Here is a 14,770-nt window from a genome sequence, read left to right as displayed (position 1 = left end):
CTCCTTTGACCCCCTCGCTCTTCGCTTGGGGGAGGGTCACATGGGTCAAATCTCAGTGGAAATTATGCGCCTACACGGGTCACTTCTCAGTGGAAATCAACAGCATCGGCCAGCGGTTCAAGCAGGGCCGTGGTCTTGCCGACCCAATCGGCCAGGGTGGAGCGATCCAGATCGAGCCCCTCGCGGTCGAAGATCTGGCTCTGACGGTAAAGTGGAAGATGATCGGCGTATTTGCTGACCAGCACATGGGCCAGCAGACCCGGCCCGGGGCGACCGCGCTCGATGGGGCGCGACGGCAGCGGTGCCTGGACAAACTTCTCGCAGCAAGAACAGGTCAGGCGGGGGCGAACAATCCGGTTCACGATAAACCGCCCGGGGACATACTCGAGTTCTTCGGTGACGTCTTCGCCGATCCGGCGCAGGCGGCGGCCGCAATCGGCACAGGCATCGGCCGCAGGGCTGAGTTCCACCTCCATCCGCGGGATGTGGTCGGGGATCGGACGGCGCTTGGGTTTGTCCTGCTCCTCGATGTCCGGCAGCTTCATCCGCGCTGTCATTGCCGCCGCAGCAATCTCGCTTGTCTCCAAGGCCAGCTGCAGTTGCTCGGCCGTCTCGGACGAGGCCCCGAACCGGTGCGCCCGGTGCCGGGCAAGCTGATGGCGCAGCTTCTCGATCAGGATCGCCTGCGCCTTCACCTCGGCCAGAAGCCGCGCGGTGAAGCTGCGCAGCTCCTCGGGGTCTTCCGGCAAGGTCAGGGTTTGATCCAGCATGCAAGAAGTTTATCCCGCTGTATTCCTTGTGGGAATCATTGATTGCAGGGCGTTTGATTATCCCGCTGCCATAGGCCGCCACGTCCGCTGAGGAGCCCGCCAGTCGATCCCTTCCAGCAACATCGACAACTGCGCAGGCGTCAGCGCGACCTTGCCCTCCTTCGCCGACGGCCAGACGAACCGCCCCTTCTCCAGCCGCTTCATGAACATGCAGGCCCCCTGGCCATCCCACCAGATCACCTTTACCAGATCGCCCCGCCGCCCCCGGAACACGAACAGATGCCCGGTGAACGGATCCTGCTTCAGCACCGCCTCGGCCTGTGCCGCGAGCGCCGCAAAGCCCTTGCGCATGTCGGTGACACCCGCCGCCAGCCAGACCCGCGTGTTGGCCGGAACCGGGATCACGCCGAGAGCCCCCGGATCAGTCGCGCCAGCGCCTCGGGATCATAGCTGCCGCTGATCCGCATCCGGTGCCCACCAGCAAGTTCGATCTCGATGTGGTTCTCGGCGGCAGGGGCTGTCGGGGCTGACCTGGTCTCCGAGACGATTTCTACGGGCAGAAAGCGCGCCTCCTCTGACGGGGGCGGAGCCGAGGCGGGGTCCGGCGCATAACGGGGATCGCGCAGCCACTTGAAGATCAGGTTCGCGTTCACCGCGTAGCGCCGCGCAACCTGTGCCACCGAAACGCCCGGCGCAATCGTCTGAAAACAGATCGACCGCTTCTCCTCGTCCGTCCAAAGCCGCTTCGTCCGACGCGCCACGCCATCACCACAGTGTCCACTATCGATGGTGGACACTATCCGCCTATCTCATCACGCGGCAGGGCAGTCAGGCCGGACGCTTACGTTTTCGTGGACCACGGCACGCAAGAACCTGTCGCTGTGGTTATCCAGGGCGATTGCCCCTTGCCCGTCGGCGCGGCTTGCGGCGTAGCGCTAGATACGGCGCAACTTCATCACTTTGACGACAAGGGTCAAAGGGTGAGTTGATCTCAAGTCTTCGCAGCAAAAACGTACAGGCATCGGCAGGGCTGTTCGGCTCTGCCGCTCAGACAGCTATGCGGCATGGTGCCATCGAAATGCACCGTGTCACCGGGGTCCAAGCTCAATGGTGCATATCCCTCGGTTTGCAGCACCAATTGGCCAGAAAGGACATGCAACATGTCATCCGTCTCATGCCGATTCCACTCTGCAAGCGGCGGGGGGGCCGTTTCGGAAAACTCTACCAGCATTGCCTGAAACGGGCGACCGCGCAGTTCGGCTCCCAGAGGCCAGAGTCGAGCGCCAGTGCTATCCAGGGGCGCGCCGGGCGTGCCACGCTCGACCACAAGGCGTCCAGACAGGCGCACTGCATCGCTGCGGACAAGCTCAGACAAGGTACAACCAAAGCCTTGAGCAACCTTGAGCAAGATTTCGAAAGTCGGCGAAAGCTGGCCATTCTCTATCTTGGACAGGGTCGAACGGGCAAAGCCTGCTCGGCTTGCCAGATCCTGCTGATTCCATCCGCGCGCCTCCCGCCAAGCGCGGATGCGCTCGGCCAATTCACGATGAGGGGCGGTTGTCCTGGGACGGTCGGTCACTGGCGGCATTTTGTTCCTATTGACTTCACATTGTTCGTATAATAACACACTGACTATTAAAAAGCAATCGCCAGCGAAAGGGCCGGTTATGACTAAGGAGCAGTCGGAAGCATTGTTTCAACGCGGGTTGAAAGTGTTGGTCGAAGGCGTTTCCTCGGCCTCGCGCGGGCCGGCCACCTTTGGTGGCGCGCCGCGCTATATGTCGCACGGGGCGGGGGCGCGGTTGTACGACGTGGACGGGCGCGACTACATCGACTGGATGATGGCATTTGGAGCCTTGCCGCTTGGCCATGCACATCCCAAGGTGGTCGAGACCATCACCCGTGAGGTGGCGCGCGGCACCCATTTTGCCACCGCTCTGGAGGTGGAGGTCGAAGTGGCCGAGATGCTGGTCGCCCTTCTGCCGCATGTCGACAAGGTGCGCTTTGCCAACACTGGAACCGAGGCTGCGATGGCTGCCTTCCGGCTGGCGCGGGGGCATACGGGGCGGCGCAAGATCATCAAGTTTGAGGGCCATTACCATGGCTGGTGGGATGCGGTTCTGGTCAACACCAACCCCCTGCCGCCCACCATGCTGGGCCACCCGAATGACCCGATCCGCATTCCGGACTCGTCGGGCATCCCCGAGGAGGCGTGGAAGGACACCATCGTTGTCCGCTGGAACGACTTTGACGCCTTGGAGCGCGCGATGGCGCTGCATGGGCGCGATGCCGCTTGTGTGGTGACCGAAGGGGTCATGTCGAACATGGGGGTGATCCCGCCGAAACCGGGCTATCTCAACCGCATGCAAGAACTCTGCCACCAATACGGCGCGCTGTTTTATCTGGATGAGACGGTGACCGGGTTCCGCCTGGCGGCGGGCGGGGCGGCGGAGTTGTATGGCCTGAGCCCCGACATCGTGACCTATGGCAAGGCCTTGGGTGGCGGCCTGCCGATGGCGATGATTGGTGGGCGCAATGAGATCATGGCGGGGTTGGAATGGGGCAAGGTCTTGCACTTCGGCACCCACAATGCGGGCCGTCTGGCGCTGCATCTGACCAAGGTGATGCTGGAAACCATGCTGGCCGACAATCAGGCCGGCTTTGCCAGGATCAAGGAGCTGGGCCTGAAGATGGCTGCAGAAATGCGCCAGGTGGCCAAGGCCAGCAATCGTCATGGCATGGTGGTGCAGGGTGTGAACTCGATGTTCCAGATCTTTTTCACCAAGAAGGAGGAGATCGCCGATTACCGCGATTTCTGTACCCATGTCGACCGTACGAAGTTCCGTGATTTTGCTCTGCGGTTGATGGACAAGGGGATCTACATGAACCCGTCAGCCACATTGCACTCGTTGTCCTCCATCGCTCATACCGAGGCCGATATTGCCGCCACGGCCCGCGCCATGGCCGAGGTTCTTGAGGAAATGCCATGAAGATTGGCATCCTAGGCACCGGACATCTGGCCGAACTGCTGGTTCGGGGGGCGCAGGGAACGGAATATCGGGTAGTTCTGTCGCCCCGCGGTGCCGAGACGGCGGCAAGACTGGCCGAAGTTTACGGCTGCGAGGTTGCCGAAACCAATCAGGCCGTGGTCGACCGTGCCGAAGGGGTGTTCGTTGCGCTGCCTGCAGCCTCGGGTCTGCAAGAACTGTCGCGCCTGCGGTTTCCGCCCGGCCAGCCGGTGCTCTCGGCAATGGCGGGTATTCGGGCCTCGGATCTGGCCGTGGCCGTCGGTCCGGCGGATGCGGCTGTAACCATGATGCCCGGTTATGCCAATGCGCTGAAGCTTGGCCCATCGATCCTTTTCCCGCACTCATCCTTTTGGCAGACATTCCTTGTTCAGCTCGGCCCGGTTCATGTGGTTGAGACGGAGGAGACCTTTGTGGCCGCCGCCGCCTTTGGCGGCTTTTCCGGTGCGACTTTCCTCTGGATGGAAACCATCATCAACTGGTTTGTGAACCGGGGCTTGCCGGCTGCACTGGCCCGCAGCCTGATCGCGGAAACCCTGCGCGGCAACGCCGAAGTGGTGCGACGCGAGCCTGGCCCGATCCGGGCGATTTCACAAACTGTGGCCACTCCGGGTGGTATCACGCAGACCCTGCTGGATACGCTTGACGAAACCGGGGGACTGCAGGCTTGGACAAGCGGATTGGATGCGGTTGCGCAAAGGCTGTCGTCACGGTGAACGTCTATGGCCCAGGCGGTACTGTCGCAAACTTTCGACTTTCGGGGCGCGCATGATATTCCAGCGTTGTAAGGGAGTTGGTGAGAGGCGATTGGCGTGATCGAGTTCAAGGGCGTGCATTATCCGAAATCGGTGATCCTGCACGCGGTCTTTTTCTACCTCCGCTACGCCGTCTCCTACCGCGACCTGGAGGAGATCCTGGCCGAGCGTGGGGTGAAGGTCGACCATGCCACGCTGAACCGTTGGGTGGTAAAGTTCGCTCCGCTGATCGCAGCTCGGGCGCAAGCGAAGAAGCGGCGGACCGCCCCATCCTGGCGGATGGACGAGACATACATCAAGGTGAAGGGCCGTTGGACCTATCTCTACTGCGCTGTGGATCGTGACGGCCAAACTATTGACTTCATGCTCTCCGAGCGGCGCGATCTGCTCGCCGCGCGGAGCTTCTTCAGGCGGGCGATAAGCGCCAATGGCGTGCCCGAGCGCGTCGTCATAGACAAAAGTGGTGCCAATCTAGGCGGGCTTCAGGCGGTGAACACGATCCTGAAATTCACCGGCAGCGGACGCACCATAGAAATCCGGCAGGTCAAATACCTGAACAACATCGTCGAGCAGGACCATCGCTTCATCAAGCGGATTACCGGCCCGATGATGGGGTTCAAGGCCGTTCACTCGGCCGCAGCCACCATCGCCGGGATCGAGACGGCTCACATGATCCGCAAGGGGCAGATTCTGGCCAACGGGGAAACTGCTTTCCAGATCTTCGCCGGGCTCGCAGCATAAGTCTGACCTGCGGCTGAGCTATTCCGCATTCAGAAAAACTTTGCGACGGAACCCGCGGATGCTGAACGAGGCTAAGCTCCCGATTAAGGCGGCCCCGGAGGAGCTGATTGGCGATGAGGCACGGGGATTCAAAACCGCCGTCATGCGCGAGCTGCTGAAATGCAGCTGGATCCCCTTCGCCTGGAACGTCCTTATCAGTGGCGAAACCGGAACCGGCAAAAGCTGGATCGCCTCCTGCATCGCCACGGCCGCCATTCGGGCTGGACACAAGGCCCGCTGTTACAAAGTCTCCGACCTGCTTTACAGCCTGTCGATGACGCTGGAAGACGGCGTTTACCTGCGAGAGCGCGAAAAGCTGTCCAAGTTCAGGCTCCTGATCCTCGACGACTTCGGGAAGGTTGCGATGAGCGAAACCGAGAAATCGATCCTGTTCGACATCATCGAAGACCGAAGCGGGACCCTTTCGACCATCATCGTCGGCCAGCGCCCCTATAATGATTGGCATGGCTTCATCGACAATCCGGTCATCGCCGACGCGATCCTCGATCGCTTGTCCCGCGACCGCCATCACATCAAGCTACGCGGCGAGTCACTGCGCCGTCGCGAGGCCAGTTTCGACGGTCTATAAACTGCCCCCTTCGGCGCCGAAGTTGACGCAACCCGGCGCCGAAGACTAATGCAATCGGCTGCGGAAACCTGATGCAACGTGGTGCCGAAAGTCATGCGAGTGTGCAGCCAAGCCCTGCATCTGGTTTTCAGGGTTCTGGAGCCAGGGCGACGGGGCCTGCTTCGAGGGCTACTGGTCCCACGCCAAGGGCGCGGCCCCACGCATCCGTGACTACGCCCCGAGCGACGCGACGCTGCACGGTATCGCCGACCGGCTGCAGGCCATCCAGCGGCGGAACTTCTGCCAGCTCGCCGCCGAGGCCAGCCACCGTGGCCGCTACTACCACGAATACACCATGGCCGTTGACCTCACGCGTGACCTCACGCGCGACAGCCCGACCGGGCAGCCACCGACCGAGGACGCCGAGGAGATCGTGACCGAGGCGCTGCGCGATCTGGCCCGCTGGCTCTACCGCCAGCTTGAGGTCGAAAACGATCACCTGACCTCGGACGAGGCCATCGAGGAGGGGATCATCGTCAACGAGTATACCTTCACCGAAGCCGGGCGCCGGTTCGGGTGAGAGGTGCGACCAAGCCGAGACCGCCACGCATCCCGGCCAGAACCTTGCTTCTGGCCGGGAACGCATCTATATATCTTCCCTGAATGGGGAAACATTATGCCGGCAGAACTGACCATCAACGAAGCGGCCCATCTTGCGGGGGTGTCGACCAAACTCATCGAGAAATCGGTAGAGTCCGGAATCCTGCATGCCGAGAGGGTGACCGATGTTCTGACTCGCCGGTTGACCCGCCGTTTGCCGCTGGCTGCGGTTCCATTTCTGTCGGCAATCAATGACGAATGGCTGCGGGATCTTCCCGTGAAACGCAAGCGGCGCATCTGGACCATCGTCAGTCGCAACCGTCTTGCCGCCGAAGCTCGGCTGGCTGAAGTGCGCCTCAACGAAACCATCACCCTCGATCTGGAGGGGATGGCCGGGACGCGGACGCGTCTGGCATATGCTTACCGCGCTGCCCGTGATGCGTATCTTGTCGCCGAGGATGACATCCTGGGCGGAACGCCGGTCATCCGTGGAACCCGCCTGACGGTCTATTCTGTCCTCGGGCGTCTCGAAGGGGGAGACACGGTCGCGGACCTGGTGGAGGATTACCCCGGCATTCCGGAAGCCGCTTTTCTGGCGGCAGCGACCTATGCCAAGACCCACCCGCTTCGCGGACGCCCGTCCGGGCGGCCATGGGTGCCGGACGCCGCCGTCCGGCACTAAGGGATGCAGTTCTTCATCGATGAATGCATTTCGCCTCAGGTGGCGGCGCGGCTCAACGAAACTGGGCGTCACGCCGCTGTACATCCGCGCGATATCGGTCGGCGTGGCGATTCGGACCATGTTGTTCTGCGCAATGCAATCGCGGAAGACCGGATCATCGTTACCGAGAATGCCCGAGACTTCCGCGGTCTGGTCGGGCGGGAAGAACTGCACCCAGGCCTTCTGATCCTGCCTTGTGTATCGCGGGATCGTTGCTTGCAGCTTCTTGAGGCGGCAATCGCATTTCTGGAGATCGAGGCGGCTCGCGCCGATGAAGTCCCGGCCGATCACATGGTCAATCGGGTGATCGAGGTGGATGCCACAGGCCTATGCCGGATCTATCGACTCCCGGACAATGATTGAGTTGGCCAGACGTCAACTGTGCCTTCACCTGTTCCCGTCGATCCACTTCGACATGAGCCCCTTGTCGCGGAAGCATTCGTCCGGGACGGCGCGGCGCTTGGTGCGGGCGAGCTTCTCCGCGAAGGCCACCTGCTTTGAGGTCGGCAGCCGGTCCATGTCCGACACTGGCCTCAACTGGGCCTGCGCCTCGATCCAGGCGCTGAGCGACCGGCGGTCTTGCTGAACCTCCTAGGGCAGGAGGGTCTGGTTGCGGAGGGCGAGCGACCGCGCATAAGCGATCTGCTTCGGCGTTGCGGGCAGGGCGTGAGTGGTACTGTCCATCGGGAAACTCCCTTTCTGGCTTGGCTTTCAATATAGAACATAAAGGGAACAAAAAATCAACTGAAGCGTCTATGACGCACTGGTTCGAGAGGGAGAGATGGGCGGGGGAAGATCAGGCCTGAGGGTGCCCGAGAGAGGGTGTCCGGGCCTGTCCCTGTCCCTCATTCCGGAGTTTCCAGATGACCTATCTCGCCCCTGTCGCGCCTTCCGTTTCCGCGACTGTTCGACAGCGCGTCCGCATAAGCGGGCTGGTGTCGCGATGCTCAGGCAGCCTCGCGCTGCCCGAGCGCCGCGGCACTGAAGCTGCAGCTGTAGATGTGGTGCATGGCATCGACACGGCCCGGAATCAGCGGAATGTCGTCGCGCAGCCAGAACCACGGCTGGGCCGACAACCTGTGCTCAAACCGTAGAGACGTGGTGGCCGACCAGAACGCAACCACGCCCTTCGGACCGAGGGACCTTGCCACCGCGCCGAGACCGCAATCCTCATAGAGCCCCGTGTTCGCCTCCCGGACAAGGGACTCGGGCCCATTGTCAGTATCCATCAGGATCAGGTCATATGCCGTGTCGATCGCTGCCAGATGCGCCTGCACATCGCCGATCAGAACCCTTGTCCGCGGATCGTCCAGCACATGGCCAGCCAGATGGGCTAGTGGACCCTGGTTCCATTCGACGATCTCAGGGATCAGTTCGCAGACAGTCACTTCGGCATCGGTTGGGGCAAGGTCAAGCACCGCACGCAGCGTGAAGCCAAGGCCAAGGCCACCGATCAGGATCCGTCGCGCCGCAAAGTTCATCCGGCGCATCGACCGCAGCGCAAGCTGGTCCTCGGACTGATGGTTCAGGTTCGACATCAGCTGGATGCCGTTATAGCAAATTTCGAAGACGTCGCCGCACCGGCGCAAAATAATGTCGTCTCCCGACGCCGTCCCGGCGCGGGCAAGTATGGTCCACGAAGTCATGTCAGGTCCTGTACAGAAAGGGACCCCGCGCGCTGCGGCGGGGGCGATCAGGGGTTCATCACTTTCCGGGGTTGCCCTAGGCCTCAGGCGATCGGGCAACCCTCAGACATTGTTTGAACTGAACCCGCACAGGAGGGGGAAGACAGCCGAAATGTTGAACAGGGAATTCATTCGCCCAACATGTCTGAAAGGCGCCCTCACGGAGAGCGCCGCCATTCCGGCATGGTGCCAAGGGGCCATCGAAGCGCGACGCACGCCGTCAACCCGCAGCTATCAGGCGCCAGAAGAAGATCGCGCTCATCCCAAAGCCCACCGTGGCGATGACCCCACGGACCACCGGTTTGGGCAGGGCGCGCGCCAGGGGGGCCCCAGCATAGCCGCCAGCAGTCGCAGCCAGCATCATGATAGCAGCCTGCGGCCAGGCTACCAGACCCGCCACGGCGAACACCGCCACCGAAATGGCCGACAACAGAAAGCTCAACCCCGATTTCAGGGCGTTCATGCGGTCAAGGTCCGCCATCCCCCAAAGCGAGAACAGCGCCAGCAGAATGATGCCAAGACCGCCGTTGAAATAGCCGCCGTAAAGCGCCACCGCAAACAAACCCAATGCGCCGTCTGCCGTAACATCCCGTGCTCTTGCTGCGGCCCATGATCGAACAAGGTCCCCAAACAGAAATGCCATGGTCGCGCCCAGCAGCAGGAAGGGGACCACAACGGCAAAGGCCTCGTTTGACGAAACCAGCAGTAACCCCGAGCCGACCAGCCCTCCCGCAAGGGTGATACCGGCAAGCCGCAGCAGCCGGCGGCGATCAAAACCCCCCAGCTCTTGCCGAAAACTCAGCGCGCCCCCCAAATACCCCGGAAAGACGGCCACTGTGCTCGTGGCATTTGCCATGACCGGCGGCATGCCAGTGAAGACCAGCGCCGGGAAGGTGAGAAAGGTGCCCCCACCCGCAATCGTGTTCGGCACCCCCGCACCAAAGGCGGCAGAAATCAGCACCAGAAATTCCATCACGATCTACTTTCCTGCAACTCCGGGCAAAGGTTTGGTCCCGACGTCGGATTGGGCGTGACCGTGTCAACGACCACAAGCGACTTTACCGAACCGTCTTCGCACAGAAGCGGCGCGCGCTGCCCAATACGCATGCCGATAAGCGTCGCACCCAATAGTGTCGAGACCGGAATGCTTCCTCGTTGCCGGGGTCCAGCGTTCGGCTGGTGCACGAGCAGGCCAACTTCAACCGATGCCCCACTCACCGAGTATGTGACCTTGCTCCCACTGACCACTATATCTCGGTCCACTGGCCGGTGGGATGGTTTGGTGTTCACGATCCGGTTCTGCAGGACATAGGCAAGCAAGGCCCAGTTCGGTCCCCTGTCGCGTTCACAGATTTCGAGATATTCAAGAAGAAGATCATAGTCCGCCACAGGCAGGACCGCCCTGCTCCGCGGCCGTACCCGGGCGGTGGTGGCAAACGGATGGACTTCGGGTTGGAGGTTGCTGCTTCTGGCCATGATTTCTCCTCGGGCGACGCGTGGCCGCAAGATTTCTCGGAATGCGAGGAGGCCCCGGGAGGTTCAGCAGGCGCGCAAACGCCTAGACCGCCCGGGGACAAGGGCGGTTCAGCAGAGGAAACCGATAGTGGTTTGCTTGCGACACCATCCATCAACGGTATGTAGCCGTCCCGGACAAGTCAACCGATGCGGCGGCCATGCGTTGTTCCCCATAAGGCATTGTTTCAGGAAATTTGCCTGATCGGCGCGTTTGCGCCGGTCACGCCACCGGACCGGCTGTGGCGAGATTGAAATCCTCGAGCGCAGCGACCATATGGGTTCCATGACGATGTTCAGCTTCCATATGAGGTTCCTGCGCGCAGCAGGGATTCTACTGAACCGCCGGTAGCCCCGGGCGGCACGAGCACACGTGCTTGGTGACGCCTCGGGGTTGATGAAGCCAGCCTCTCTCCACTGATCAGAACCGGGTTGGCGCATGTGCGACCAGCCAGGTTCCGCATGTGGAGAGAAATTCAGTGGACGTCACATATGGAGAACGCAATGTCTGTCCAATACAAACCCCAATCGGGCCGAAGCGCCATTCTTGCAATCGACAAGTCGCCCTGGGGAACCATCGTCTCGCGATGGTGGAACAGCGCCATCCGCAGCTGGCAAAGGCGAAAGATGAAGGCGGTGCTTCACCGTCTCGACGATCGGATCCTTCAGGATATCGGCCTCAGCCGTGGGGAAATCGAAGACTTCGTGGATGGCCTGAGCAGTGCGGAACTGCGGATGACGCCGATTGCACCCGAGCCTGCACCCATGTCGCATGACATTTCCCACGCCGATCTGCGCAGGGCCGCATAAGGCTCGGTTGAAGATGAACTGCGCGCCACAGGGCGCGCGGAGCTTCTCCCAAATTGACCCAATGGAGGCGAGGAATGATGCTTTGCAAAGCGGACTTCGAAGATGTCTTCCCCAACCTTTTTGGTCCTGAGAAACAGAAAGGGCAGACCGGGGAGTATGTCTGGCACGGCTTCTTCGCCTGTGCAGAACGACATCCGGCTTCTGCTGCTGAGGAAGTGGTGATTGCCGAGCGGGGCGCGAACCTGGAACCAGAATCCATGCCAAAATCCGAAACGCAAGCCACCAGTTGACTTCTCCAGCCATCACTTACACGGTAACTAGATGATTTTCGTTTCGAACATCTCTCGGATTTTTCTGCAAAACCGCCCCCTGCCCGGGGCGGTTTGAGCGCGTACACGCGCAGTCGCTGCTCCGGGTTTCTCACAACAACCTGAACTGATTTGAAACCACGGCGGCATCTCCGCCTGAGGAGCAAGCATGACTATGACCAGCGAAAGACGCCTGATGGGCGACACATTTGGGTATGCAGACCTCTGCCAGCATGCCGCTACCTGTGTGCTGACGAAAGCAGATCGTCGTGCCTTGTTTGATCACATTCAGCGTGCGGACATGATCGGCACCGGCGCATTCGAGATGCTGGCCAGACTACTCGGCATGAAGTTGCTGTACGCGACGGTTCTGGACGACGGCAAGATCAATCCCAAGGCCGCCACTGGAGGCTCACGTGTCACCTATGCAATCGATGACGAGGAGCGACAGACGGGACGACTTTTCCATTACGACGAATTTGCCGAGGAAGACATCGGCATTCATGTCGGGTCTCTGTTGGGTGCAACCTTGATCGGCATGAAAGTCGACACTCGTGTTCCACTCCTTCAGGCGGACGGGACTTTCCGTCGCGTGCATCTACTCACCGTCGACAGAAACCAAGCCTGAGACACTTCCAAGAGGCAAAACACTGGGGCTCTTGAGATCCCCCAAAGCATGACAACCGAGAAAGATACGAACATGACAAAGGTTTCAAACCCTGCATCAACGCGGCTGCCAAAGATCCATCTGGACAAGACTCTGGTCGGCCGCCTCGAGGCGCTGGCTGCCTCCGTGATGAGGCGCTCCCCCGAGGTTGGCGAGCGCCTGATCGACGAGATCGCACGTGCGAAGCTGGTTGCTCCGAACAAGATGCGTGATGATGTCGTCACGATTGGAAGTGTCGTGACCTACCGTGATCTGGACATGGCTCGCGAGCATACAGTGTCGGTGGTCTATCCCGAGAATGCCAACATCGAGGAAGGGCGGATCTCTGTCCTCACCCCGGTAGGTGTTGCCCTGCTTGGCCTCAGTCCGGGAGCGACGATCTCGTGGGTCACGCGGGATGACGAAACACGGCAACTGGAAGTTTTAGAGGTTCGGCCGCCATTGACCCATGATTGACCGCAGAGTGAGTCGCGAGCACTCGAGGCGCCGAGTCTCGCGTGCTCAAGCTAAGTGCTTCAGACGAGGTGGTCGCAGCCCCCGGCGAGGAATGGAGGATTAGTCGCCATACCAGGCGACAGAAGGTGATTGTCAACGGCAGCGATCTGCCAGTTCGACCCATTGCGATATGCCGCCGCAATCTGCCCAGCTGTCGGGAACCGGTTCCGGTAGGGGCACGTATTCATACCTTACCTCCCGTGCGGTGGGGCGGCGATGCCTGCCTCGGTCACGATGGCATCCAGCGCAATGTCGTGCGGTTGTGGGTAGATCGTCGCCAGACGGGCCGATTGAAAGCCGATGCCGATGGTAAAGGGGCGCGGCGACAAGGTCGCCAGCGTGCGGTCGAAATAGCCGCCGCCATAGCCCAAACGAAAACCCTCAGCTGTCCAACCCACCACCGGGGCCAGCGCGATTTCCGGCGTTACCGCTTCGGCATCGGGTGGCGGGACGGGAATGTTCCAGTCGCCGCGCACCATTCGGGTCTCGGGTGTCCAGCGCCGGAACACCAGCGGCGCGGCCTTCACCTCGACCAGCGGCAGGGCGACCAGGGCACCTTCGGCGTCCAGGGCCGCCAGCAGAGGGCGCAGGTCCGGCTCGCCCTTGATCGGCCAGTAGCCCGAGAACACCCGCCCCCGCATCGTGCCGAAACTTTTTCGCAGCAGGTCGGCCAGGTGGCCGACAATCGCCGCCCCGGCGGCCTGCCGATCGGCCACGGACAGGGCGTCGCGCTCGGCCCGCAGCCGCGAGCGCTCGGCGCGGCGCCAGCGCACGACGTCGCGCGCCTGTTCGGGGTCGACAGCCAGCGGATCGAAATAGGCCGGGTCGACCTCAGCCGCCATGCAGGGCGGCGAGGCATAGCGGCCCGGGGCTTCGGAGTCCGAGGTCATGGCCGCGGGCCGGGCCGGGCAAGGCAATCCCGCGCCTCATCGACGATCTGGCGCAGCCGGTCCGCCGCCGGCACCACGTTGCGGATCGTGCCGACACCCTGCCCGGCGTACAGCGCCATCTCCTCCAGCGCACCAGAGGTGTGCCGCATCGGAGAGTCGGTGCTGTAGCGTAGCAGCGGCTGACCGCTGTCATGGGCAATCACCACGCGCGGCAGCGTGGCGGGATCGTGGCCCATCAGTTGCCCGTCCAGCCCGGCGGTGACGCTGTTGCCCAGCACCCGCACCGCTGCGCCCTTGGGCCAGTTCAACACGAAAACATCGGTGAGCACAGTATCGTCGACGTTGGCGGCCGCCACCCGCGCCTTGTGGTAGTCATGCGCCCAGGATTCCTTGGTTGCCAGAAAGGCCGTGCCACATTGCACACCCTGCGCGCCCAGCATCAGCGCGGCGGCGAGCCCGTGGCCGGTCGTGATGCCGCCGGACACCACGACGGGAATCCGGGAGCCGTCCAGCACCGCCTCGGCCAGGGCGAAGGCGCCGGTGCGGCCATGGACGTGGCCACCGGCCTCGATCCCCTGCGTGATGATGACGTCGGCGCCGGCCGCCTCTGCCTCGCGGGCGGCGGCAAGGGTGCCCACCTGATGCAGCACGAGGCATCCCTCGCGCTTGACTTGCGCGATGACCTCTGGCCGAATATCCCAGAAGAAGGTGAAGGCCCGCACCCCCAGATCAAGGCATCGCGAGATCTGGGCTTGCAACAGCGCCGGATCGGTTGCAGACGGGATCACGTTGACGGCAAAGGGCCGGTCGGTCGCCGCGCGATAGGCGGTGATCTCGGCCTCAATCAGGTCCGGATCTTCACGCACCATCCCCAGCATGGCGTAGCCCCCGGCGCGGGCGACGGCCGCCGCCAGTTCGGCACGGGCGACCCCGCCCATGCCTGCCAAGAGTACGGGTACCTCGCATCCCAGGAGATCACAAAGGGGGGTGCGCAGGGCGGGTCTCTGGTCAGGGCCGGGCATCGGGATCCCCCTTGTTCGCAAGATGTTGTCGCAGGTGGTCACGCAACACGGTGGCGTTGATGCTGTAACCGCCCCCCGACGGCATCGATGTGCCATGGTGGGATCGCAACAATCCAAATTGGGAGGCGGTCATGTCGGAGATTATCACGGTCGGACTGGAT

The 14,770-nt window shown here is 62.1% G+C and carries 19 protein-coding genes and 2 pseudogenes; 11 read left to right on the top strand and 10 right to left on the bottom strand.

The window, feature by feature from the left end; all coding sequences use genetic code 11:
• Positions 1-86: 86 nt before the first annotated feature.
• The 4 genes from IE126_RS24685 to IE126_RS24670 all read right to left on the bottom strand — a co-directional run bounded on the left by IE126_RS24685 (position 87) and on the right by IE126_RS24670 (position 2,349).
• Positions 87-770, bottom strand: coding sequence for an IS66 family transposase (locus tag IE126_RS24685; protein ID WP_189382938.1), 684 nt, complete (start codon positions 768-770; stop codon positions 87-89).
• Positions 771-827: 57 nt separating this feature from the next.
• Positions 828-1,175: an IS66 family insertion sequence element accessory protein TnpB gene (tnpB, locus tag IE126_RS24680; RefSeq protein ID WP_189382936.1), complete on the bottom strand. Its 348-nt coding sequence runs from the start codon at positions 1,173-1,175 to the stop codon at positions 828-830.
• Positions 1,172-1,567 (bottom strand): IS66-like element accessory protein TnpA, encoded by a 396-nt coding sequence (tnpA, locus tag IE126_RS24675; protein ID WP_189382934.1) that lies wholly within the window; start codon positions 1,565-1,567, stop codon positions 1,172-1,174. The genes tnpB and tnpA overlap by 4 nt, the downstream gene beginning before the upstream one ends.
• A gap of 194 nt (positions 1,568-1,761) precedes the next feature.
• On the bottom strand, positions 1,762-2,349 hold the full coding sequence (locus IE126_RS24670; RefSeq protein ID WP_189382932.1) for a helix-turn-helix domain-containing protein: 588 nt from the start codon (positions 2,347-2,349) through the stop codon (positions 1,762-1,764).
• A gap of 88 nt (positions 2,350-2,437) precedes the next feature.
• Between IE126_RS24670 and IE126_RS24665 the strand changes: the two genes are divergently transcribed.
• From IE126_RS24665 to IE126_RS24635, 7 genes and pseudogenes are all read left to right on the top strand, one after another.
• Complete coding sequence (locus IE126_RS24665; protein ID WP_189382930.1) at positions 2,438-3,760, top strand: aspartate aminotransferase family protein; 1,323 nt, start codon at positions 2,438-2,440, stop codon at positions 3,758-3,760.
• Positions 3,757-4,512 (top strand): pyrroline-5-carboxylate reductase dimerization domain-containing protein, encoded by a 756-nt coding sequence (locus IE126_RS24660; RefSeq protein WP_189382928.1) that lies wholly within the window; start codon positions 3,757-3,759, stop codon positions 4,510-4,512. Before IE126_RS24665 ends, IE126_RS24660 begins: the two co-directional genes overlap by 4 nt.
• 96 nt (positions 4,513-4,608) lie before the next feature.
• On the top strand, positions 4,609-5,292 hold the full coding sequence (locus IE126_RS24655; protein WP_189382926.1) for an IS6 family transposase: 684 nt from the start codon (positions 4,609-4,611) through the stop codon (positions 5,290-5,292).
• Between the two features lie 40 nt (positions 5,293-5,332).
• The gene (locus IE126_RS24650) at positions 5,333-5,920 is read left to right on the top strand and encodes an ATP-binding protein (RefSeq protein ID WP_268245850.1); all 588 of its coding nucleotides are present in this window, start codon (positions 5,333-5,335) and stop codon (positions 5,918-5,920) included.
• A gap of 106 nt (positions 5,921-6,026) precedes the next feature.
• Positions 6,027-6,479 (top strand): annotated as a pseudogene (locus IE126_RS24645) (antitoxin of toxin-antitoxin stability system); the annotation flags it as partial.
• Between the two features lie 96 nt (positions 6,480-6,575).
• A complete protein-coding gene (locus tag IE126_RS24640; protein ID WP_189382922.1) occupies positions 6,576-7,181 on the top strand; it encodes a DUF433 domain-containing protein in 606 nt (201 codons plus the stop codon).
• A 3-nt stretch (positions 7,182-7,184) separates the two neighbouring features.
• Positions 7,185-7,583: a DUF5615 family PIN-like protein gene (locus IE126_RS24635; protein WP_189382920.1), complete on the top strand. Its 399-nt coding sequence runs from the start codon at positions 7,185-7,187 to the stop codon at positions 7,581-7,583.
• A gap of 24 nt (positions 7,584-7,607) precedes the next feature.
• Here the strand turns inward: IE126_RS24635 and IE126_RS24630 are convergent.
• The 4 genes and pseudogenes from IE126_RS24630 to IE126_RS24615 all read right to left on the bottom strand — a co-directional run bounded on the left by IE126_RS24630 (position 7,608) and on the right by IE126_RS24615 (position 10,381).
• Positions 7,608-7,904, bottom strand: a pseudogene (locus IE126_RS24630) (hypothetical protein).
• A 263-nt stretch (positions 7,905-8,167) separates the two neighbouring features.
• Entirely contained in the window at positions 8,168-8,758 is a 591-nt protein-coding gene (locus IE126_RS24625; protein WP_229825902.1) for a spermidine synthase, read from the bottom strand.
• A gap of 367 nt (positions 8,759-9,125) precedes the next feature.
• Positions 9,126-9,878, bottom strand: a complete 753-nt coding sequence (locus IE126_RS24620) for a sulfite exporter TauE/SafE family protein (RefSeq protein ID WP_189382942.1) — start codon at positions 9,876-9,878, stop codon at positions 9,126-9,128.
• On the bottom strand, positions 9,878-10,381 hold the full coding sequence (locus tag IE126_RS24615) for a hypothetical protein (protein WP_189382916.1): 504 nt from the start codon (positions 10,379-10,381) through the stop codon (positions 9,878-9,880). Before IE126_RS24615 ends, IE126_RS24620 begins: the two co-directional genes overlap by 1 nt.
• A 540-nt stretch (positions 10,382-10,921) precedes the next feature.
• On the opposite strand from IE126_RS24615, the gene IE126_RS24610 reads away from it, so the two are divergent.
• From IE126_RS24610 to rnk, 4 genes are all read left to right on the top strand, one after another.
• Positions 10,922-11,227, top strand: a complete 306-nt coding sequence (locus IE126_RS24610) for a DUF1127 domain-containing protein (RefSeq protein ID WP_189382914.1) — start codon at positions 10,922-10,924, stop codon at positions 11,225-11,227.
• A gap of 74 nt (positions 11,228-11,301) precedes the next feature.
• Positions 11,302-11,517: a hypothetical protein gene (locus IE126_RS24605; protein WP_189382912.1), complete on the top strand. Its 216-nt coding sequence runs from the start codon at positions 11,302-11,304 to the stop codon at positions 11,515-11,517.
• A gap of 187 nt (positions 11,518-11,704) precedes the next feature.
• Positions 11,705-12,163: a hypothetical protein gene (locus tag IE126_RS24600; RefSeq protein WP_189382910.1), complete on the top strand. Its 459-nt coding sequence runs from the start codon at positions 11,705-11,707 to the stop codon at positions 12,161-12,163.
• A gap of 48 nt (positions 12,164-12,211) precedes the next feature.
• A complete protein-coding gene (gene rnk, locus IE126_RS24595; protein ID WP_229825894.1) occupies positions 12,212-12,658 on the top strand; it encodes a nucleoside diphosphate kinase regulator in 447 nt (148 codons plus the stop codon).
• A 230-nt stretch (positions 12,659-12,888) separates the two neighbouring features.
• On the opposite strand, the gene IE126_RS24590 is transcribed toward rnk, so the two are convergent.
• A complete protein-coding gene (locus tag IE126_RS24590) occupies positions 12,889-13,587 on the bottom strand; it encodes a 5-formyltetrahydrofolate cyclo-ligase (protein ID WP_189382908.1) in 699 nt (232 codons plus the stop codon).
• Positions 13,584-14,609: an NAD(P)H-dependent flavin oxidoreductase gene (locus IE126_RS24585; protein ID WP_189382906.1), complete on the bottom strand. Its 1,026-nt coding sequence runs from the start codon at positions 14,607-14,609 to the stop codon at positions 13,584-13,586. The genes IE126_RS24590 and IE126_RS24585 overlap by 4 nt, the downstream gene beginning before the upstream one ends.
• Positions 14,610-14,770 lie beyond the last annotated feature (161 nt).

It is taken from the genome of Gemmobacter nanjingensis, assembly GCF_014652195.1.
GTDB classification, from domain to species: domain Bacteria; phylum Pseudomonadota; class Alphaproteobacteria; order Rhodobacterales; family Rhodobacteraceae; genus Gemmobacter; species Gemmobacter caeni.
Note: the sequence above shows the minus strand (reverse complement) of the source record. Positions and strands in the feature narration are given on the sequence as shown.

Coding starts and splice junctions, on each gene's coding strand:
- IE126_RS24610 (WP_189382914.1), top strand. CDS start 10,922: ATGTCTGTCCAATACAAACCCCAATCGGGCCGAAGCGCCATTCTTGCA.
- IE126_RS24590 (WP_189382908.1), bottom strand. CDS start 13,587: ATGACCTCGGACTCCGAAGCCCCGGGCCGCTATGCCTCGCCGCCCTGC.
- IE126_RS24665 (WP_189382930.1), top strand. CDS start 2,438: ATGACTAAGGAGCAGTCGGAAGCATTGTTTCAACGCGGGTTGAAAGTG.
- IE126_RS24660 (WP_189382928.1), top strand. CDS start 3,757: ATGAAGATTGGCATCCTAGGCACCGGACATCTGGCCGAACTGCTGGTT.
- IE126_RS24625 (WP_229825902.1), bottom strand. CDS start 8,758: ATGTCGAACCTGAACCATCAGTCCGAGGACCAGCTTGCGCTGCGGTCG.
- IE126_RS24685 (WP_189382938.1), bottom strand. CDS start 770: ATGCTGGATCAAACCCTGACCTTGCCGGAAGACCCCGAGGAGCTGCGC.
- IE126_RS24585 (WP_189382906.1), bottom strand. CDS start 14,609: ATGCCCGGCCCTGACCAGAGACCCGCCCTGCGCACCCCCCTTTGTGAT.
- rnk (WP_229825894.1), top strand. CDS start 12,212: ATGACAACCGAGAAAGATACGAACATGACAAAGGTTTCAAACCCTGCA.
- IE126_RS24635 (WP_189382920.1), top strand. CDS start 7,185: ATGCAGTTCTTCATCGATGAATGCATTTCGCCTCAGGTGGCGGCGCGG.
- IE126_RS24620 (WP_189382942.1), bottom strand. CDS start 9,878: ATGGAATTTCTGGTGCTGATTTCTGCCGCCTTTGGTGCGGGGGTGCCG.
- IE126_RS24600 (WP_189382910.1), top strand. CDS start 11,705: ATGACTATGACCAGCGAAAGACGCCTGATGGGCGACACATTTGGGTAT.
- IE126_RS24605 (WP_189382912.1), top strand. CDS start 11,302: ATGATGCTTTGCAAAGCGGACTTCGAAGATGTCTTCCCCAACCTTTTT.
- IE126_RS24640 (WP_189382922.1), top strand. CDS start 6,576: ATGCCGGCAGAACTGACCATCAACGAAGCGGCCCATCTTGCGGGGGTG.
- IE126_RS24615 (WP_189382916.1), bottom strand. CDS start 10,381: ATGGCCAGAAGCAGCAACCTCCAACCCGAAGTCCATCCGTTTGCCACC.